General features: G+C 70.7%; 16 protein-coding genes and 1 tRNA gene. 9 read left to right on the top strand and 8 right to left on the bottom strand.

Annotated elements, in window-relative coordinates:
- Window positions 1-269 precede the first annotated feature (269 nt).
- The 7 genes from WC969_08435 to WC969_08405 form a co-directional block, all read right to left on the bottom strand.
- A complete protein-coding gene (locus tag WC969_08435; GenBank protein ID MFA6029865.1) occupies window positions 270-908 on the bottom strand; it encodes a hypothetical protein in 639 nt (212 codons plus the stop codon).
- Window positions 909-1,025: 117 nt separating this feature from the next.
- Entirely contained in the window at window positions 1,026-2,576 is a 1,551-nt protein-coding gene (locus WC969_08430) for a hypothetical protein (GenBank protein MFA6029864.1), read from the bottom strand.
- A complete protein-coding gene (locus WC969_08425; protein MFA6029863.1) occupies window positions 2,573-3,253 on the bottom strand; it encodes a hypothetical protein in 681 nt (226 codons plus the stop codon). The genes WC969_08430 and WC969_08425 overlap by 4 nt, the downstream gene beginning before the upstream one ends.
- Entirely contained in the window at window positions 3,250-4,122 is an 873-nt protein-coding gene (locus WC969_08420; protein ID MFA6029862.1) for a hypothetical protein, read from the bottom strand. The genes WC969_08425 and WC969_08420 overlap by 4 nt, the downstream gene beginning before the upstream one ends.
- Window positions 4,122-4,637, bottom strand: coding sequence for a protease complex subunit PrcB family protein (locus tag WC969_08415; GenBank protein MFA6029861.1), 516 nt, complete (start codon window positions 4,635-4,637; stop codon window positions 4,122-4,124). Before WC969_08415 ends, WC969_08420 begins: the two co-directional genes overlap by 1 nt.
- On the bottom strand, window positions 4,634-6,028 hold the full coding sequence (locus WC969_08410) for a TldD/PmbA family protein (protein MFA6029860.1): 1,395 nt from the start codon (window positions 6,026-6,028) through the stop codon (window positions 4,634-4,636). Before WC969_08410 ends, WC969_08415 begins: the two co-directional genes overlap by 4 nt.
- Window positions 6,025-7,593, bottom strand: a complete 1,569-nt coding sequence (locus tag WC969_08405; GenBank protein MFA6029859.1) for an ATP-binding protein — start codon at window positions 7,591-7,593, stop codon at window positions 6,025-6,027. Before WC969_08405 ends, WC969_08410 begins: the two co-directional genes overlap by 4 nt.
- Window positions 7,594-7,696: 103 nt before the next feature.
- Between WC969_08405 and WC969_08400 the strand changes: the two genes are divergently transcribed.
- From WC969_08400 to WC969_08380, 5 genes are all read left to right on the top strand, one after another.
- Entirely contained in the window at window positions 7,697-8,113 is a 417-nt protein-coding gene (locus WC969_08400) for a hypothetical protein (GenBank protein MFA6029858.1), read from the top strand.
- Between the two features lie 3 nt (window positions 8,114-8,116).
- Window positions 8,117-9,178, top strand: coding sequence for a HEAT repeat domain-containing protein (locus WC969_08395; GenBank protein ID MFA6029857.1), 1,062 nt, complete (start codon window positions 8,117-8,119; stop codon window positions 9,176-9,178).
- Between the two features lie 136 nt (window positions 9,179-9,314).
- On the top strand, window positions 9,315-9,911 hold the full coding sequence (locus tag WC969_08390) for a hypothetical protein (protein MFA6029856.1): 597 nt from the start codon (window positions 9,315-9,317) through the stop codon (window positions 9,909-9,911).
- The gene (locus WC969_08385; protein ID MFA6029855.1) at window positions 9,908-10,588 is read left to right on the top strand and encodes a hypothetical protein; all 681 of its coding nucleotides are present in this window, start codon (window positions 9,908-9,910) and stop codon (window positions 10,586-10,588) included. The genes WC969_08390 and WC969_08385 overlap by 4 nt, the downstream gene beginning before the upstream one ends.
- Window positions 10,589-10,598: 10 nt before the next feature.
- A tRNA-Ser gene (locus tag WC969_08380) sits at window positions 10,599-10,690 on the top strand.
- Window positions 10,691-10,764: 74 nt separating this feature from the next.
- On the opposite strand, the gene WC969_08375 is transcribed toward WC969_08380, so the two are convergent.
- On the bottom strand, window positions 10,765-11,289 hold the full coding sequence (locus WC969_08375) for an ORF6N domain-containing protein (GenBank protein MFA6029854.1): 525 nt from the start codon (window positions 11,287-11,289) through the stop codon (window positions 10,765-10,767).
- Window positions 11,290-11,565: 276 nt separating this feature from the next.
- On the opposite strand from WC969_08375, the gene WC969_08370 reads away from it, so the two are divergent.
- The 4 genes from WC969_08370 to WC969_08355 all read left to right on the top strand — a co-directional run bounded on the left by WC969_08370 (window position 11,566) and on the right by WC969_08355 (window position 19,263).
- Window positions 11,566-14,925: a PD-(D/E)XK nuclease family protein gene (locus WC969_08370; GenBank protein MFA6029853.1), complete on the top strand. Its 3,360-nt coding sequence runs from the start codon at window positions 11,566-11,568 to the stop codon at window positions 14,923-14,925.
- Window positions 14,922-18,308, top strand: coding sequence for a UvrD-helicase domain-containing protein (locus WC969_08365; GenBank protein ID MFA6029852.1), 3,387 nt, complete (start codon window positions 14,922-14,924; stop codon window positions 18,306-18,308). The genes WC969_08370 and WC969_08365 overlap by 4 nt, the downstream gene beginning before the upstream one ends.
- Before the next feature lie 369 nt (window positions 18,309-18,677).
- Complete coding sequence (locus WC969_08360) at window positions 18,678-18,974, top strand: type II toxin-antitoxin system RelE/ParE family toxin (GenBank protein MFA6029851.1); 297 nt, start codon at window positions 18,678-18,680, stop codon at window positions 18,972-18,974.
- A complete protein-coding gene (locus WC969_08355; GenBank protein MFA6029850.1) occupies window positions 18,916-19,263 on the top strand; it encodes a hypothetical protein in 348 nt (115 codons plus the stop codon). Before WC969_08360 ends, WC969_08355 begins: the two co-directional genes overlap by 59 nt.
- The last annotated feature ends 84 nt before the right edge of the window (window positions 19,264-19,347 follow it).

Below are 19,347 nucleotides of genomic sequence, written 5' to 3'. Positions count from 1 at the left end.
GAGTTCGGACGAACGCCGGATGAGCAGGGCGGCGAGGCTGCGGTAGTCCGTCTTCCGGTCGAAGATCACCCAGGTTTCCATATCCGGTATACGCGCGAGGGGCCCGAAAAGTTCCATGCTATGGGGGATGTTCTTCCCTATTGCCTCCCCCCACGGGGGAGGGCAGGGAGGGGGGAGAGTCGTCGTTCAAGGATTCTCCCCCCTGAGGTCCCCCCGAGGGGGGACGCAGTAATGAACTATAGCTGGCGTGTTCCTGATGTGGGGAGTTCCTACCTCATGACCACGTCGCCCGACCCGCTGCGCACCCGAACGCGCAGCTTCGCCCGGCGGTCGGGCGTCAGCTCGTCGAAGACCGCGCCCGAGCCGGAGGCGAGCGAAGCGTCGGCCCGCGTACCGGAGGGGAAGACGAGCTCGACGCGGCCGGAGCCGGTCTCGACCTCGACGAGACCGCGGGGTGCCGTCTCCCAGAGCAGGCGCACGCTCCCGCTGCCCGTGCGCAGGCGGACGGGGCCCTTGAGCGCCTCTCCTTCTATGGGGGCCGAGCCGGTCGCCGCGCTCAGTTCGACGGCGCGGGGCAGGCGCAGGGTGAGCTCCGCCGGGCAGCGTCCGGCGCCGCCGAGCGGGGAGGCGGGGGCTTTCTCGACGACGGAGAGGGTCAGCCGGCCCTCCCGAAAGAAGGCTTCGACCCGGCAGGTCCCCGCGTCGCGACGCACGACGATCGCCGTCAGGAGCGGCCCCGTGACCGGCTCCAGGCGCACGAGTCCGGCGTCCGCGCGCAGGTCGATGCGCTTCACCTTCTCCGCGTCGTACTCCTTGACCAGCGCGCCCGGAGGGGGCGGCGCCGGCACCCAGTAGGCCGCGCATGGCAGGGCCGCCAGCGCGGCGGCGAAGGCGAGAAGGACGCTCACCCCCGGGTTACGCGCGAGCCGCCGGAAAAGTTCCCTATGGGGGACGTTATTCCTTATCTCCTCCCCCCTCGGGGGGAGGCCGGAGGGGGAGTTAAGGTTCCCCTGTGAGAGGGACCCCTAATCGGGGAACCCGGTGACGACGATGCGCTGGAAGGCGCCGTCGAGCTCGCGCCGGGCGCGCACGCGCTCGCGCAGGCGGCGGCCGAAGCCGGTGTTGGGGAGGAAGCGGGCCGCGAGGGCCTCCAGGCGCGCGCGCAGGCCGGAGCCGGCGCCCTGGGCCGCGGCGCACATCTGCGGCACGTCGGTGTAGCGGGTCACGCACTCGCCCAGCGCGCGGCCGCTGGCCCGCTCGGCCTTGACCAGCGCGGCGGCGGCCGCGAGCGTCGAGGGGTCGGTGTCGCGGCGGAGCAGGTCGCCGGCCTGGCGCGCGAGGTTCATCGTCGCGTCGAGCTTCCCCTGCAGCTCGACGCCGCGGGTCAGGAAGCGGTCCTTCTGCTCGGCGGGCTGCGGGCAGCGGCGCACGGCGGCGACGAGCGCCGGGGAGTAGAAGTCCTTGAGCTGCTCGTAGCGCGCCGCGTCCTCCTCGAGGGCGGTGATGCTCACCCAGCGCGCGGCGTCGCGGCGCAGCTCGGAGAGCTCCTCGAGCAGGCCCTTCGTGATGGCGCGCGGCGAAGCGGCCCTCTGCGCGGCCTTCTCGAAGGCGGCGATCGAGGCGTTGAGGCGCTCGAGCGCCCGCCGGCGGCGCTCGAAGGAGTCGGGGACCGCGCGGCCGGCGGCGCGGCGCGCGAGCGCGTCCTGCACCTTCGGGTCCTGCAGCTGCGCGGGGCTCCAGCGCTTCTCCTCGCCGAGCGCCTTCGCGTTCCACCAGGCGCGCTGGGCGCGCCAGGTCGCGTCGAGCGTCCCCGCGTCGCGGGCCAGCGCGTAGTAGGGGTGGCGCAGCGTCGCCGCGTCGAGCTTGCCCGTCTCGATGAGCTTCGGCGCGCCCGGCACGGCCAGGCGGTTGAGCTCGCTCTGGAGGGCCTGGACCTGCGGCGAGTAGCCGGTCGGGTTTCCCGCGTGGAGGCGGTCGTAGAGCGCGTCGCCGGCGTAGGAGGTCCCGTGCGGCGGGTCCTCGGGCTTGCCGCCGCCCTCCTTGCCCTCGCCCTTCGACTTCACGCGGCCCTGCGCTCCCGAGTTCCCCTCGAACATCTTCTGGAGGAGCTCGCGGCGCTCGTCGTCATCCATGTCCTTCTGCTTGGAGAGGAACTGGCTCTCGCGGCCCGCGGCCTTGAGGCGCCCGATGATGCCCTTGTCGCTCTCCGGGTTGAGCGCGAAGAAGCGGCTGACGCGGTTGTAGAGCGAGTCTTCGAACTCGTGGTTGCGGGCGGCGTCGTCGCGCGAGAAGCCCACGGCGAGGAAGGCCGCGTCGGCCGGGTTCTCGACGATCCAGGCCCGCACTTCCTCGAGCGCGGAGCCGTAGTCCTTCTTCTGCGACATCTGAGCGCCGAGGCTCGACTTGAGCAGGCGCTGCGCCAGCGCGTCGGCGACCGAGGGGTCTTCCTTGAGCATGTCCTTCATCTTGCGCGCGAGCTCGCTGTCCGCGGTGCTCACGACGCCGCCGCGCACGTCGGGCGCGTCGGCCGCGCGGGCCGGGGAGGCGAGGAGGAGCAGGAGCGCGAGGGGGATCATCGCTTGAACCGGTAGGCGACGCGCTCTCCGCTCTTGAGCTCGCCGTCCTCGGTAAGGACGAGCTGCGTGAGCGGGGGCAGGGAGGCCGCCGGGGTCTGGCACTTCGAACGCGTCCGCAGGTCGAGCAGGGTGAGCATCAGCGGCTTCTCGCGGGGGCTCCAGGCCGCGAGCACGAAGCGGCCGCTCGGCGTCATGCGGGTCTCGGCGAGGCGTTCGTCGAGCTCGGCGGAGACGAGCGGACGCCCGGCGAAGCTGTAGGCGCTCATGCGCCACTTGCCGTCGCGGCGGGAGAAGACCACGGCGAACTCGCCGTCGTCGCCCATGAGCAGGGGGGCGCGGCCCGCGGGCGCGTCGGCGTCCTCCGCGCTCCAGAGCGCGCGTCCCTCGCGCCCGTAGTAGCTCAGGGTGTTCGATGAGGAGAGCACCGTGTCCTCGCGGCGGCGCTGGATGCTCTCGACGCGCGTCCAGTGCCAGGCGAAGCGCCCGTCCTTCGAGAGGCCGCCGCGCACGGAGCGCCGCTCCACGAGCGCGCCCTTCTCCTCCTCCCAGGTCCCGAGCCCGAACTCGACGGCCGGCGCGCCGTCGGCGACGAGGAGCAGCGAGGAGCCCGCCAGTTTCCACTGCGGCTCCGCGGCTGCGGCGGCGAGGGGGAGGAACAGCGCGAGGAGGAGGTTCACGGCTTGAGCCGGAGCACGATCTTCCCGTGGTAGCTCAGCACGCCGTCGTCGCCGAGGGCGAGCTGCTCGAGCGGGGGCAGGGTCGCGGCGGCCACGTCGCGCTGGGCGCGCGTCTGCAGGTTGAAGAAGGAGCAGATGAGCGGCCGGTCCATCGGGCCCCAGGCGACGAGCGCGTAGCGCCCCCGGGGCGTGATGCGCGCGTCCTCGATGCGGTCGCCGAGCTCGGCCATGAGCAGCGGGTTGCCGGTGAAGCTGTAGCCGGTCATGCGCCACTTCGGGCCCCGGCGGCCGAAGACCACCGCCGTCTCGCCGTCGTCGCTCATCAGCAGCGGCTCGCGTCCCGGCGGCGCCTCGGCTCCCTCGTCGTCCCAGAGGGACTTCCCGGAGGAGCCGTAGTAGCTGAGCGTGCTCGCCCAGTTGAGGGTCTCGTCGACGCGGCCCTTGCGGATCTTCTCGAGCTTCACCCAGTGCCAGGCGAAGCGCCGGTCCTTCGAGACGCCGCCGCGCGCCGTGCGCCGGTCGATCGTCCCGTCCTTCTCCTCGTCCCAGACCCCGTTGCCGAGCTCGACGGTCGGCGCGCCGTCGGCGTAGAAGAGCAGGGAGGAGCCCACCGGCTTCCAGAGCGCCTCCCTGGGCGCGGCCGGGCTCGTGCGCGGCTTCGGGAGCTTCGACCTGGACTTCGGCTTGGACGGGCCCCTCGATTCGCTGCGCTCTCTCGGGGCGGGCTTCGCGGCGGGAGGGGCCGTCGGCGCGGGGGCGGCCGCCGACGCGCGTGCCGGCAGGTCGCGGACGACCGCGCGGCCCTCCTGCGCCGAGAGCGGCGAGGGGGCGAGCAGGAGCGCCAGGACGAGCGGCGCTCCCGCGGGCACTATTTCTTCTCTTCCACGAGCTTCACCGCGCGGCCGGTCTTCTTGTAGAGCTGGACCGCGAAGGGCGTCGTGAACGCCTGGGTCACGAACGAGCCGCCCCCCGGCGCATGGATGCGGTAGCGGATCGTGACGGTGCCCGCGTCCATCAGCGGCGAGAGGAAGTCCACCCCGAAGCCGCCGGTCGGGCGCAGGCCGAGGAACACGCAGGCCGCGAAGTGCTTCGTGAAGTCCACCTTCGGGACCTCGCGCTTCATGTAGTCCTTCCAGACTTTCTCCCAGTTGGACGGGTCCTCGATGACGAAGGCGGTCAGGTCGTTGATGCCGCTGTGCGGGCCCTTCCAGACCGACGGCGACGCCGTCGCGGTGATGTCGGTGCTCTTCTCCATCGGGGCCTCCTTCTTCGCCGGCTCGTCCTTCTTCGTCGGCGCAGCCCCCTCGCGGGGCGGCGTGCGTCCCATCGCGAACGCGCCGCCCGCCAGGGACAGCGCCAGGGCGCTCAGGATCAATCGCTTCATGCTTCCTCCCTTCCGCCGACGACGACTTTGGGGATGCGCAGGGTCGGCTGCCCGTCCGAGACCGGCACCCCCTGCCCTTCCTTCCCGCAGGTCCCGATGCCCCAGCCGATGTCCCAGCCGAGCATGTCGATGGACCGCAGGACGTCCGGCCCCGCGCCGAGCAGGTTCGCGTCGCGGACCAGATGCTTCACCTTCCCGCCTTCCACGAGGTAGCCCTCGTCGACGCCGAAGAGGAACTCGCCCGTCGCCGTGTTCACCTGCCCGCCGCCCATCTTCGTGACGAGCAGGCCGCGTTCGATGGAGCGCAGGATGGCCTTCGGATTGTCCTTCCCGGGCGCGATGTAGAGGTTCGACATGCGCGGGATGGGGCGGTGGCGGAAGCTCTCGCGCCGGCCGTGCCCGTTGGAGCGCCGGCCGTCCTTGAGCGCCGTGAGCCGGTCGTAGAGGTAGTCCTTGAGCACGCCGTTCTCGATGACCGTCGTCGGGGCCGCCGGGACCCCCTCGTCGTCGAAGGCGTAGGAGCCGCGCGCGTAGGGCAGCGTCGGGTCGTCGATGATGGTGATGAATTCGGCGGCGACCTGCTTGCCGCGCAGGCCCGCGTAGTGGGGGGAGGTCCCTTCCTGGATGTGGTCGGCCTCCAGCGAGTGGCCGATGGCCTCGTGGATGAAGGTCCCTCCCGCCGAGGAGGCGAGCACGACCGGCATCTCGCCGGCCGGCGCGGTCGGCGCCGAGAGCTTCGCCACCGCCCGCGCGGCGGCCGTGCGCGCGGCCGCGAAGGGGGAGTAGTCGTCGAAGAGCTCGTAGCCCTTGAGCCCGCCGACGACCTCGTAGCCGCTCTGCAGGAGGCCGTCCTTCTCGGCGGTGACGGTCACCGCGTAGAGGGAGACCGCCCGCTCGCCCATGCGGAAGCCGCTCTCGGAATCGAGGATGGCGAAGCGGCGCATGCGCTCGGCGTAGATGAGGCTGACCTGGCGCACGTGCGGGAAGTCCTCGCGCACGGCGCGGTCGGCGCGCGCGAGCAGGGCGACCTTCTCCTCCATGGGCACGTCGAAGGGGTGGCGGCGCACGCGGTGCGGGAAGGACTCGATGCGCTTGCCGGGCGGCGCCTCGCGGCGCGGCATGCCTTCGAGGAGGCGGTCGGCCAGCGCGCGCGCCGAACCCGGCTCGAGCTCGTTGAGCGAGCCGTGGAGGGTCTCGAAACGGTCGTCGCCGAGCGCGCGCAGGTAGCGCAGGCCCACGCCCCGGTCGGAGCCCGAGGCGACCTCCTGGAGGCGGCCGTCCTCGTAGTGGAGCGAGTTGCCGACGCTGTCCTCGAGGAAGGCCTCGGCGTGCTCGCCGCCCGTGAGCGCCGGCGCCCAGTCCGAGAACTTCAGGGTGGCCGCGTCGATCATGACTCGGCCTGCGGGAGCACGAGGGTCATCGTGGTGCCCGCGCCCGGCCGGGAGTCGATGCGGACCTCGCCGCCGTGCTTCTCGACGACCTTCTTGACGAACGAGAGGCCCAGGCCCCAGCCGTCGACCTGGCCGGTGAAGGAGCTCTCGATCTGGTAGAAGCGGCGGAAGACCTTCTCGCGCTCCTCGGGCGGGATGCCCGGGCCCGTGTCGCGCACGTTGAGCTCGATGGTCCGGTCCTTGCCCTGCACGGCCCAGAGCGCGACCTTGCGCTTCTCCCGGGGCGCGAACTTCACGCCGTTCTCGACGAGGTTCTTGACCGCGTCCTTGATGAGCAGCGAGTCGCCCATCGCCTGGAGGCCCGAGCCGGCCTCGACGAGGGCGGCCCCGTCGTTGTCCTTGAGCCAGACGTCGAGGTCCTTGACCGCGGCGGTGAGGACTTCGTCGACCGGGAAGGGCTCGGCGTCGAGCATGCGGGTGTCGAGGTCCTCGAGCGTCGTGTAGTTGAGGAGCTTCTCGACGAGGTTGGCGAGCTTGCTGCCCTGCTGGCGGATCGTGTGGAGGGCCTTGAGGGAGTCGGCCGGGACCTTGTCCTTGAGCTCGTCGGCCAGGAGCGAGCCGTAGCCCACGACCGTGACCAGCGGGGTCTTGAGCTTGTGCGAGATGAGCGAGAGGAAGTTCCGCTTGAGCCCCTCCTCGCGCCGGAGCTCGGTGACGTCGCGGAAGACGAAGACGCGGCACTCGCGCTTCTCGCCGTCGGGGCCTTCCGTTTGGATGGCCGAGACCGTGCCGGCGAGGATGAGGAGCTGCGGGTCCTTGCGGACGATCTCAAAGGGCACCGCCTGGCTCTCTCCCTCGAGGAGGTTGCCGAGCGGCGGGCAGGCCGACATCCCCCGGGTCGCCGCGAACACGTCGGCCGGGGCGGAGCCCTTCTCGCCCGAGAAGAGCTTCTTCGCCGCCGCGTTGGCCAGCAGGATGCGGCCCGCGCGGTCGCTGAGCACCGCGGCGTCGGCGATCTCGTCGAGGAGGGTGTCGAGCTTGGCCTTCTCCTCGCTCAGGGCGGCGAAGAGCCGCGCGTTCTCGATGGCGACGGCCGTCTGCGAGGCGAAGGCGTTGAAGATGCGGACGTCGGTGTCGGTGAACGTGCCCGTGTTCGAGTTGATGGCCTCGACGACGCCCAGGAGCTTCCCCTTGAGGATGATCGGCGCGCAGAGCACCGACTGGGTCTTGAAGCCCGAGCTCTGGTCGATGACCTTGGCCCAGCGCGGGTCGTGGGCCACGTCGTTGACGATGACCGGCTTCCCGTCGGCCGCGCAGGCGCCGGCGATGCCCTGGCCCTTCTTGAGCCGGATCTTCGCCACCTCGGGGTCGAGCCCGAGCGCCACGTCGAAGTAGAGCTCCTCGGTCTTCGCGTCCAGCAGGAGCAGCGAGGCCGTCTCCGCGTCGACGACGCGGGAGGCCAGCTCCATGACGATGGGGAGCAGCTCGCGGAGGTCCAGCTTGGAGGAGAGCAGATTACCCGCTTCCAGCAGGAGGTCGAGGCTCTCGCCTTCGTTCCGAGGCATGAGGAGGATTGTAGCTAATAAAATAAAACGCGCGCGCCCGCGCGCGTTGACAAGGCGGGCCGCCGGCGTCTATACTCGACGGAGCGCCGCAAGGAGAGCCCTTATGAAGACCCCCGCCGCCGTCCTGACCGTCGCCGCCCTCTGCGCGGCGCTCTCAGGCTGCGTCCCGGCGCCGCGGACCTCCGAGTCGCGCCAGGCCCTCGAGCTCTTCCTCGGCCCCGCCGCGCAGGTCGTCGAGTTCAAGGGCACCCCCGGCTTCAAGTTCGCCGGGCCCAAGTCCACGGGCTACCACTGCTGGTTCCAGGCGAAGATCAAGCTCGCCCAGGGCGAGACGCTCGGCGCCCTCACCCCCGAGCAGCGCGAGGAGCTCGTGCGGCGCATGGCCGTCGTCGGGCAGATGGCGGCCAAGGGCTCCGAGTTCCGCGACGGCGCCGAGATCGCCATCGAGGGTCAGGCCCTCTTCCGCCGCAAGGGCTTCTTCACCTGGAGCCCCGTCGCCATCCTCCCCAACCAGGGCTGAGCGATGCCCGCGCGGCCGCTCCTCATCCTGACGCTCCTTTCGCTCGCGCTCCCCCTGAGCGCCGGGAGCTCCCGCGCGCTGCTCTCCGCGCTCGACACGGCGCAGGGCTCCGAGCGCCTCCTCGTCCTGCGCGCGCTCGGCGTCGGCGGCGACCCGAAGGCCCGGGTCGCGCTCATCCGCCTCTTCGACGTCCCCAACGCCTCCCCCGAGGAGAGCGCCGCCATCGCCCTCTCGCTCTCCCGGCACGGCGGCAGGGAGCCGATGAAGGCCCTGCTGCGCGCCTGGGACTACCTCGAGAGCGCCAAGTTCAAGGCCGCCGGCCTGCCGCCCCAGCTCACGGTCCTGCGCGAGCGCATCCTCGACGCGCTCGCCGAGACGAGGGACCCCGCCGCGCTCCCCGCGCTGCGCCGCGGGCTCCTCGACGACGACGAGGTCGTCGTCGAGCGCGCGGTCGCCGGCGTCGCCGCGCTCAAGGACAAGGGCTCGCAGGACTGGCTGCTGCGCTGCGCCGAGAGCCCCAAGCCCGGCCTCGCGCAGGCCGCGCTCGAGGCGCTCGGCGAGTACGGGGGGCCGCGCGCCGAGGCCGCGCTGCGCGCCGCGCTCGAGAAGGCGCCGGCCCAGGTCCAGCCCGCCGCCGCCTACGGCCTCGCGCGCCGACGCCGGGACCTCGGCCGTCTCAAGCTCGAGGGCTGGCTCCTTGAGGAGAAGGAGCCCACCGAGACCGGCATCCTCGCCGCCTACTACCTCCTGCGCCTGGGCCCCAGGGGGGGGAAGGACGCGCTGGACTATCTCCTGCGAATCGTGGAGAATGACGCGTCGCCGCTGCGGCTGCGCGCGCTCGAAGCGCTCGGCAAGGCCGGCGACCCGCGCGCGGTCCCGCTCTTGAGCGCGCGGCTCGAGAAGGAGACTCGCGAGGGCCGCATCCTCGTCGCGCAGGCCCTCGGCCGCCTCGGCGGCGAGCGCGCGGTCGTCGCGCTCAAGCTCCTGCAGGACGACCCGATCAGGGAGGTCGGCGAGGTCGCGCGCTATGAGCTGGCAGGTCTCGGAGAATATGAAACGCCATAACGGTCCGTTTCATTCTCCCTCCCTCCTCGAGAGTTCGCGCTCTTGGCTTCCTCATGGCGCGATCGCGGCACTATTGGTGCCGGGGTGCCGCCGAGGGGCGGGGAGGGTAGAACTTCCGTTCCTGCTCGCCCTCCTCGTGCTCGCCCTGCTTTGCCCCGCCGCGTCCGCGAAGTCGACGGCGCCCGAGAAGCCCAAGCCGCCGGCCGTCGCGCCGCCGCCCAGCCAGGACCCCAACCCCGAGGGCCAGAAGGCCGAGGACGAGCCCTTCGACAGGACGCAGTACCCGCTCATGAGCATCGCCAAGGCCGTGAGCATGGAGCCCTGCCCGCCGAACCCCAAGGCCAAGCCGCTCATCAAGGACCGGCTCTTCTCGGCCGAGCTCGTCTATCAGGGGAGTCTGCGCGACACGCCTCCCGCGCGCTACGAGCTCATGAAGCGCTGGACGAAGCAGATCGGCGACCCCGACGCCGCCCCGCGCTACAAGAAGGAGATCTCGCTCTCGGAGGGCAAGCGTCCGCTCTGGCTGCCCGTGCCCGAGGGCCTCATCGAGCCCATGCAGGCCGACCTCGTCGTCGGCGACCGCGCGCTCATCTATGCCGTCTTCGTCGGCTGCGTGCAGGGCAAGCCCGTCTTCGCCATCGACGAGTTCGAGACCTTCACGCCCGAGGACGAGGAGGCGGACGACTACATCACGCGCCGGCCCTCCTCCCGCCCGGGGGGAGATCCTTCGTGAACGCGCTCCTCGCCGCCGCCCTGTTCGTCTTCGCGCGGCCCGCGCTCGCACAGACGCCGCCGAGCGTCTCCACCGCCGCCGCCGTGCAGAGCATCCCCATCGCGGTGAACACGAGGCCGGTCAAGCCCGCGAAGCCCGCCATCGAGCTCAGCTTCAACCTCCGCGACGAGCGCAGCGCGGGCAACTACTTCTGCTACGAGCTCAAGCCCTCCTCCAACCCTTTTCAGCCCTACACCTGCACGAAGGACGATCCGCGGCCCACGGCCCGGCTCTACGAGTCCCGCGCGAGCGGCCGGCGCATCTACGTCGTGACCGCCGGCGCCGTGCGCATCGCGCCGCGCCGCCTCGAGCTCCACCTCTACGACGCCGGCGAGGGCCAGGGGCTCCAGCGCTATCTCGCCACCGCCTGGCTGCTCTCGCCCAAGGGCAAACCCTGCCGCGCGTGGCGCGACCGCTCGCTCGACTCCCTCGAGCTCAAGAGCCGCGGCTGCCGCTTCGACGCGAAGGAGGTCGCGCAGGGCGAGCTCGTCTCCGACGCCCTGCCCGAGCGCGAGGGCCAGCGCATGAGCGGCGCGCTCACCTTCGCCGAGCTTCCCAAGCCCGTCGGCTTCTTCAATTTCACGTACGACGTCCCGCTGCGCCGCGCGAAGCTTCCCGCGGTCAACGCCGTTCGTTAGCATCCGATCTGGAGGGGTGCGTGAGTGGTTGAAACGGCCGGTCTTGAAAACCGGTGAACGGGTCAAACCGTTCCGTGGGTTCGAATCCCACCCCCTCCGCCAGTTCAGCCCCCGCGCCGTCCGGCGGGGGCTTTGTTTTGTCTTAACCTGAGCAACCGCCGCCAGACCCCACACCATCAATCCGGTTTGAATCCGATTCTGGGCGCAGCCTTCCTGGGCTCCGCCATGAGCCGCTTGATGACGGCGAAGATCTCCGCGATGCGCGCGTCGTGGCCGACGACCTTGCGCTCGAGTTCGCGCAGCTGCGCCGCGAGCTCCTTGTGCAGCGAGAGGGTGTCTCGCAGGCGCACGAAGGCGCGGACGACCTGGATGCTCGCTCGTACGGCGATCGGGCTGCTGAGGACGCTCGCCAGCATGACGGCGCCGTGTTCGGTGAAGGCATACGGGAAGTGCTTGATGTTCTTTCCCCGCTTCAAGGTCGCATTTTGCGACCTTGAAACGGTCCAAATGCGTGCTTCTTCGATCGTAAGCTGGAACATGAAGTCCTCAGGGAACCGTTCCCGGTTGCGGCGGACCTGTTCGTTGAGGCGTTTCGTGGGGACGCCGTAGAGCGCGGCGAGGTCGTGGTCCAGCATGACTTTCTGCCCGCGGATGAGATAGATCTTCTGCCCGAGATCGACGGCTTCGATATCTTTGTCCATGGAGCCCCCCATAGGGGTACGCGCCGGAGCCGACGAAAGTTCCATGCAACATTCCCGTACCCGAGCCGTTCTATCCGTCATGAGGCCGGCCGCTCCGATGATTGGTGCGCTGACTTGATATGCCAATTTGGCATTTCAAGTTGAGAGAGCAGCTCCCCCTCCCCCTGCCCCCTCCCGCAGGAAGGGGAGATAGGGAACTGTAACTAGCGTAATCCCAATAGCCTATAATCCCATCGAAGGCAGCTCCGACATGAATCCCGCCCGCCGAGCATCCGCGTGAAGGTCGTCTGCGGCCCGTTCCAGCCCGGGCTCGAACGCGCCTTCCTGGCGCGCGTGCGCGAGCTCAAGCCCTCCGCGCAGAACCCGATCGCCGTCGTGGCGCCCTCCCGCCGTCTCGCCGACCGCCTCGAGCGCCTGCTCTGCGTCGAGCACGGCCTCTCGCTGTTGGGCGTGCGTTTCCACACTTTCTTCTCGCTCGCCTCCGAGCTCGTCGAGGCTTCCGGCGGGGCCGGCGCCGCCGTCGTGGGCGACCCGCTCTTCCACGACCGCCTCGTCGACGGGCTCCTGCGCAAGGCGAAGCGCTACGCGATGAGCCGCGGCCTCGGCGCCGCCTTCCGCGCGAGCATCCGCGACCTCTCGGACGCCGGCGTCGAGACCGAGGCCTCCGCCGAGCTCGACCTCCTCGCCCGCGACCCCGAGCGCAAGACCGCGCTCGCCTACCTCCTCAAGCTGCTCGGCGACTACCGCGCCGCGCTCGCGAAGATGGGCGCGCTCCCCGGCTCCGGCCTGCCGCGCGCCGCCGCCGAGCTCGTCAAGGACGGACGGGCCGGCGCGCTCTCGCGCTACGGGGAGCTGCTCTACTACGGCTTCTACGACCTCACCGGCGTGCAGGCCGACTTCTTCGCCGCGGTCGCGGCGAGCCACCCCGTCACCGTCTTCTACCCGTACCTCAAGGACCACCCCGCCTACGCCTTCTGCCGCCCCTTCGTCGAGACCTACCTCCACGGCGCCGAGTCCGCGCCCGAGTACCTCCCCGAGGACGCGGACAGCGCGCTCGGGACCGGGCTCGGCCGGCTCTTCTCGCCCGAGCGCCGCGGCGAGCCGCTCCTCGAACCTCACGGCGCTGAAAGGTTCGAGGACGGGCGAGAGGAGCACGGACTGCGCCGCGCGGCGAAGCCCGCGCTCAAGCTCTACAGCGTCTCGGGCGCGCGCGACCAGCTCTGGCGCGCGGCCAAGGAGCTGCGCCGCCTCCATGACGAGGAGGGCGTGCCCTTCGCCGACATGGGCGTCGCCGCCCGCACGCTCGAGCCCTTCCGCGCGCTCGCCGAGGAGGTCTTCGCCGAGCACGCCGTCCCCTATTGGACGCCCGAGGGCGGCCCCGTCCTGCGCCACCCCGCCGCGCGGCTCGCGCTCGTGCTCCTCACCCTCGAGAAGCGCGACTACCCCGCCTCCGCCGTCCTCGATCTCCTCGAGTCGCCCTACTTCCGCCTCGACGCGCACGAGGGCGAGCACGAGGGCCGCGCGCTGCTCTGGAGCTGGAAGCGGCTCATCGCCCGGCTCGGCGTGCACTCGGGCTGGCTGCAGTGGGAGGGCAAGCTCGCACATTGGGCGAATCGCGATTTTCCTCTGGATTCCGAAGAACAACGGCAGGGAGCTCGTTTGCTCCCTGCCGCCGACAACGCGGCGCTCTGGAAGCTCGTCGCCGGCCTGCGCGACGACTTCGACAAAGCCCACAAGCTCGACCGCTGGACCGAGCGCGCCGCCTTCGCGCGGATGCTGCTCGAGCGCCACCTCGCGGTGCCCGCCGACGACCCCGGCCGGCCCGCCTACGAGGCCGTCCTCACCGCTTTAGACGAGCTCACCGCCTACGACGCCCTCGACACCCTCACACCCCTCTCCCTCCACGAGGGAGAGGGGCTGGGGGTGAGGGGAGGCGGGGCGGGGGGGCCGGGCGCGAAGGGTCCCGATTCGCCCCGCCTCTGGGAGGACTTCCTCGACACGCTCGAGGAGAAGCTCCGCCGCGCCTCCCTCGACCCGGCCCCTCCCAACGCCGGGGTGCGCCTCCTCAACGCGATGGACGCGCGCGGCGAGAGCTTCCGCGCGCTCTTCCTCCTCGGGCTCGAGGAGGGCATGTTCCCGCGTCAGGCGCGCGAGGATCCCCTGCTCCCCGACGACGTGCGCTCCGCCCTGCGCCAGACCGCCGGCTTCTGGCTGCACGGCAAGCTCGCCGAGGGCTATGAAGAGGAGCGCCTGCTCTTCACCCTGCTCGTCGGCTCCGCGCGCGAGAAGCTCTACTGCGTCTACGCCCGCTCGGACGACGCCGGCAAGGCGCAGGTCCCTTCGCCGTACCTGCGCGAGCTGCTCGAGGCCTGCGGGCTCGAGCTCGAGAAGGCCGAGCTCGAGCGCACGCCCCGGCCCCTGCCCGCCAAGCTCGAGTCCATGCCGCCCGCCGCGCTCACGCCCAAGGAGGCGCTCGTCCTGGCCGAGCGCGGCGGCGAGAAGACCCGGCCGCTCTACGCCGCGCTGGGCCTGGAAGAGGAGCTCTGCGTCGCCGCCCACGAGCACGCCTTCGCGCTCAAGGGCGAGGGCAAGCCCGGCCGCATGGACGCCGTCGGCGTCGTGAGCCCCGAGTTCAACGAGAGCTGCGGCGAGTGCGGCTTCTCGCCGAGCGCGCTCGAGGAGTTCGCGACCTGCCCCTTCAAGTTCTTCGCCGACCGCGTGCTCGGCCTCGACCCCGGCGACGAGCCCTCCGACCGCGGCCAGCTCACGCCCCAGGCGCGCGGCAAGCTCTACCACGAGGTGCTCGAGCGCTTCTACAAGCGCCTGCTCGATGAGAGGTTCTGGGAACACCACCCTCCCCCTCGAGAGGGGGAGGGGCGGGGAGAGGGTGCGTTGCGCGGCTGGGAGAAGACGCTCGATGAGACCATCGACGCGGCCTTCAAGGAGCACGACTGGCGCACGCTCGGCGTCTATCCGCTGCTCTGGGAGTCCGCCCGGCGCCGCATGAGCGTCTGGCTCAAGGACTTCGTGAAGCGCGACCTCGAGCTCTTAGGCGAGCTCGGCCTGCACCCCGCCCGCTTCGAGGTCGAGCTCGAGGGCCGCGGCGGCGCTCTGCGCCTGCACGGCCGGGCCGACCGCGTCGACCTGGGCGGCGGGCACTCCCGCATCGTCGACTACAAGACCCGCTGGCCCCGCTCGACCGAGAAGCTCTACAACAAGGTCGTGAAGCTCGAGAACCTCCAGCCCGCGATCTACCAGGAGCTCCTCGCGCAGTCCGCCTGGGCGCCCAAGGGCGAGGGCGCGCACTACGGCGCCGAGCTCCTCATCATCGAGGGCGGCTTGGACCGCGTCGGCATCGACTGGATCCAGCGCTTCAGCGCCGAGGACTACGCGCGCGCCCGCGCCGACCTCCTCGTCGAGCTCGCGGCTATGGCCCAGCGCATGGCCCGCGGCGAGTTCTTCATCAGCCCCGCCGAGGGCCGCTTCGGGCACTGCGAGTACTGCCCCTTCGGCGCGCTCTGCCGCAAGGCGCACCCCGCCAGCCGCCGCCGCGCCGAGCGGCTCGCGCGGGTCTACGACAAGGATGAGATCGCCGGCCGAAAAGTGAAAAGAACCGAAGAGGAGGCGCACGCGTGAAAGACGCGGAAGCCCGCAAGCGCGCGCGCCTGAACCTCGGGGCCAACACGGTCGTCGAGGCCGGGGCAGGCACCGGAAAGACGACCCTGCTCTCGGACCGGTTCCTCTTCACCCTGCTCGCCGGCGGCGGGAAGGGCGAAGGCGTCGAGCTCACCCGCATCGTCGCCCTCACCTTCACCGAGAAGGCGGCCGGCGAGATCAAGGACCGGCTCTTCACGCGCCTGCTCGACACGCTCGCCCACCTCGAGGGCCGCGAGCTGCCGCCCGCGCGCCGGAAGGTCGCCGAGCTCTGGCTCAAGGACGCCAAGACCGCCTTCAACGCCGATGAGAAGCGCGTGCGCGCCATGGCCGAGGCCGCCCTGCGCGAGATGGACCGGGCCAACATCGGCACCATCCACCATTTCGCCGCCCAGCTTCTGCGCCGCTACCCGCTCGAGGCCGGGGTCGACCCGTCTTTCGAGGTCGACGAGGGAGGGACCTTCGACGAGCTCTTCGAGGCCGAGTGGGCGCGCTGGCTCGACCGCGAGTTGGGCGAGCATCCCTCGCGCAAGGCGCTCTGGCTCGAGGTCCTCGCCCACGCGAGCTTAGAAGAGCTCGCCGCCCTCGCCCGCGTGCTGTCCTCCGAGGGCATGCGCCAGGCCGGGCTCTCCACGACGCCCGCCATGCGCGAGAGCTTGAGGAAGCTCGCCCACGACTTCAAACACCTGGACGATCCCAAGCTCAAGCGGCCCAAGCCGCGCGGCGCCATCCGCGAAAACCTGCCGCCCATCGCCGCCTTCCTCGAGGACTTCGCTCATCGCCTCGAGAAAGACGAGAAGCTCCCCGACCTGCCCGTCTACCGCGCCTTCAAGCACGGCAAGTGGCCGTCGAACTGGGAGGACCCCGAGGCCGAGAAGGTCTATGCCGAGGGCTGGGCGCTCGCGGAGAACGCCTCGCCCGAGGCCGAACTGCTCGTCAAAAAGGGCCTCGAGCTCGTCCTGCCCTTCGCCGACGAGTTCCGCAAGGGCTACCTGCGCCGCGGGTACATCGGCTACGACGGCCTGCTGGTGAAGGCCCGCGACCTCGTGCGCGACCATCGCGAGGTGCGCGAGGCCTTAAAAGAGCGCTTCGCGGCCCTGCTCATCGACGAGTTCCAGGACACCGACCCGCTCCAGGGCGAGCTCCTGCTCTTCCTCGGCGAGGAGCCGAAGCATCACGCCAAAGACTGGGGGCACATCCACTTCGGCCCCGGCCGGCTCTTCGTGGTCGGCGACCCCAAGCAGAGCATCTACCGCTTCCGCGGCGCCGACATCCGCGCCTATGAGGGCTTCACGGCCGCGCTCATCAACCAGGGCGCCGAGCGCTGCGACCTGCAGACCAACTTCCGCAGCCACAAGGGCATCATCGCGCCGGTCAACGCGGTGTTCTCGCGCGTGCTGGTCGCCGAGCCCGGGCTCCAGCCGCCCTACAAGGAGATCTACGAGCGGCCCGCGGGCGACGAGCCGCGCGCCCCCGGCCTCGAGCTGGCGCTCGTCCTGCCCGAGGAGGGCAAGGACGAGGCCAAGACCGAGCCCGCGAGCTGGGCGCAGGCGCGCTGGTGCGCCGACTGGATCCTCAGGAACTGCATCATCGGGAAGAACGAGGGGAAGTTCCATCTCCGCGATGTCGCGCTGCTCCTGCGCACGACCCGGCCCATGGGCGCCTACCTCGACGCGTTCAAGAACGCCGGTATCCCCTTCGTCGTCGAGGCCGACGGCTACTTCTTCGGCACCCAGGAGGTCGTCGACTTCGTGAACCTCCTGCGGGTCTTAGACGACCCCGAGGACCGCGTCGCGCTCGCCGGCCTGCTGCGCTCGCCGCTCGCCGCCATCGACGACGACGAACTGTTGGCCCTGAGCCGCGCCCGCGAACTCCGCTACGACAAGGACCCCGTGAAGGCGGAGATCCCGAATCAGACCAAGCGCCGGCTCGCCTCCTTCTTCAAGGTCCTGCGCGAGCTGCGCGAGCGCGCCGGCCGCGAGCCCTTGGGCGACTTCGTCGGCCTCGTACTCGAGCGCAGCTTCCTGCTCGAAGCGCTCTCGGCCGTCTACCATCGCGAGCAGACGCTCGCCAATCTCCTCAAGTTCCGCCGCATGGCCGCCGAGGCCAGCGAGGACTCGGGTCTCACCCTGCGCGAGTTCATCGGCGCGGTCGCACGCTCGATGCGCGACGCGGCCCGCGAGGGCGAGAGCCCGCTCGCCGACGACGGGCTCGACGCCGTGCGCGTGCTCACCATCCACCGCGCCAAGGGCCTCGAATTCCCCGTCGTGCTCCTGCCCGAGCTCTCGCGCAACCCGCCCTCCGGCGGCGGCGACGAGAGCGAGTGCCAGTCCGACTGGTACGAGGGCACCGTCGGCCTCGCGCTCGGCCGCCGCACCGACCTCGCCTGGCACCGCATCGACGCCTCCCGCCGGGAGCGCGAGGAGCGCGAGGCCCTGCGCCTGCTCTACGTCGCCATGACCCGCGCGAAGGAGCACCTCGTGCTCATGGGCGTCGCCCAGGCCAAACAGACCCGCAGCTTCGCCGGCATCCTGCGCGAGGCCGGCTTCTGGCCGGCCAAGGGGGAACAGCCGCTCGTGCTCGGGGTGGACGGGGTCAAGCTCGAGCCCCAGTATCTCACGGCCGCCTACAAGTCCACCGAAGAGCCCGCCCTCCCCGAGGGGAAGAAGCGCCAGCCCGACGGCAAAGCCCTGGCGAAGGCCTGGTCCCTGCGCGCCGAGGAATGCGGGGCGCTTTCCGCAAAGAAGCTTTTTATCACGCCGACGGACGCATTAAAGGAGCTTCCCAAGCGGCCCGCCTCCGAGGAGCGCGAACTGAGCGCCGTACGCGCCCAGGCCGCCCTGGTGGGCGACATCTGCCACAAGTTCCTCGAGGGTTGGGATTATAAAGGAGGGGGGAAGCTCGAGCCCTCCCTGGCCGAGGCCGTCCGGCTCATCCTCGCCCGCCATCCCGCCGCCGACCCCAAAGCCCTGGCGGACGAATGCCGACCCCTTCTGGAGAAGTTCCTGGCGTCGGCTTTCGCCAAGGAGCTGGCAAAGGTCGAGATCCTCGCGCGCGAGCTGCCCTTCGTGGCGGCGCACGAGGGCTCCGTCCTGCGCGGCAGCATCGACCTGCTCTACCGCAAGGACGGCAAGCTCCGCGTCGCCGACTACAAGACCGGCACGGCCGACAAAGCGCAGGCCGCGGACGTGCACCGCTCGGCCAGTGCCGCGGGGTCCAGGGGGGCCCTCGCGGCGCATGCCGAGCGCTACAAACCCCAGGCCCGCGCCTACGCCTCCGCCGTCCACCAAGCCCTCGGCGAGCTCCCCTCCGTCGAACTCGTCTTCCTCCGCTCCGGCCAGGTGGTAGAGCTTCCGTTCCACTAGCAGCCGCCGCGGCCCGCTTTTGATGTTGCAGATTGCAACATCAAACCTTGGGATTCCAGCCGGGTCAGTTCGAACATGAAATCGCCCGTCGTCGCCGCCAATCTCCAGTACCTGAGCGGCTACCGGTTGCCGTAACAGGTGGGCGGGTGGGTCGAGGCGCCACTTGGAGGTATGCGCATCCGTTCGCGCATACCTCCAAGTTCCAGACCCCACGCCATGAACTTGAGGTGCCAATTTGGAACCTCAGGTTGCTAGTGCACCGCGCCAGGGAACTTTCATCCCCCTCCGCCCGTAACCCATTCAAGGCCCTCGCTTGGCCGATCGAGTCGCGCGCTGCCTCTTGACAGTATGTAAACTATAGTTTACACTATGGATATCCGCATAACGCCGGAATTCGAGGACTGGCTCGACGGTCTGAATGCCCGCGAGCGGGCCCAGGTGGACGATCGGCTGGACCGGCTCCAGAGCTCCGACCACTTCGGCGACATGAAGCGGCTCGGGGACGACCTCCTCGAATTGCGCTGGCGCAACGGACGAAGGGTCTACTTCGCTCTGGTCGATGGCGGCGACGAGGCCGCGGCCCTCATGCTGCTGGGAGGCAGTAAGAATGGACAGGACAGGGACATCTCACACGCGCGCCGGATCCTCGAACGGGAAGCTCCGTAAGCTGGGGGCCGGGGCGCGCTCGCGTCCCTACGACCCCGCCCGCACCCTGAGCGACCCCGCCTTCGTCCAGAAGGCCATCCTCCAGGCCCTGCGCGAGGGGGACCTCGAGGCCGTCCTGGACGTCTATCGCGCCCACCTGCGCGTGCTCAACCGCTCGCGAGCCGCGCAGACGCTCCACGTCTCGCGCCAGGCCGTCCACAAGATGCTCCGTTCCTCGAGCGCGCCGTCCCTGCGCACCCTCGCCGCCTTCATGCGCCTGCTCACGCACGAAGTCGCCGCGAAGGGGTAACAGCCGTCCTGGGACGCGCGAGCGTCCCGACGGCGCCATAGGGGTAGGGGAGGGGCCGGCGGCCCCTCCCACTGCGGTGCTGTG

It is taken from the genome of Elusimicrobiota bacterium (genome assembly GCA_041660925.1).
Taxonomy (GTDB): Bacteria; Elusimicrobiota; Elusimicrobia; order UBA1565; family UBA1565; genus JBAZUV01.
Note: the sequence above shows the minus strand (reverse complement) of the source record. Positions and strands in the feature narration are given on the sequence as shown.

What these genes read in the sequence shown, in the direction of transcription:
- WC969_08430 (MFA6029864.1), bottom strand. Translation starts at nt 2,576, where the DNA reads ATGATCCCCCTCGCGCTCCTGCTCCTCCTCGCCTCCCCGGCCCGCGCG.
- WC969_08415 (MFA6029861.1), bottom strand. Translation starts at nt 4,637, where the DNA reads ATGAAGCGATTGATCCTGAGCGCCCTGGCGCTGTCCCTGGCGGGCGGC.
- WC969_08410 (MFA6029860.1), bottom strand. Translation starts at nt 6,028, where the DNA reads ATGATCGACGCGGCCACCCTGAAGTTCTCGGACTGGGCGCCGGCGCTC.
- WC969_08405 (MFA6029859.1), bottom strand. Translation starts at nt 7,593, where the DNA reads ATGCCTCGGAACGAAGGCGAGAGCCTCGACCTCCTGCTGGAAGCGGGT.
- WC969_08400 (MFA6029858.1), top strand. Translation starts at nt 7,697, where the DNA reads ATGAAGACCCCCGCCGCCGTCCTGACCGTCGCCGCCCTCTGCGCGGCG.
- WC969_08395 (MFA6029857.1), top strand. Translation starts at nt 8,117, where the DNA reads ATGCCCGCGCGGCCGCTCCTCATCCTGACGCTCCTTTCGCTCGCGCTC.
- WC969_08375 (MFA6029854.1), bottom strand. Translation starts at nt 11,289, where the DNA reads ATGGACAAAGATATCGAAGCCGTCGATCTCGGGCAGAAGATCTATCTC.
- WC969_08360 (MFA6029851.1), top strand. Translation starts at nt 18,678, where the DNA reads ATGGATATCCGCATAACGCCGGAATTCGAGGACTGGCTCGACGGTCTG.
- WC969_08355 (MFA6029850.1), top strand. Translation starts at nt 18,916, where the DNA reads ATGGACAGGACAGGGACATCTCACACGCGCGCCGGATCCTCGAACGGG.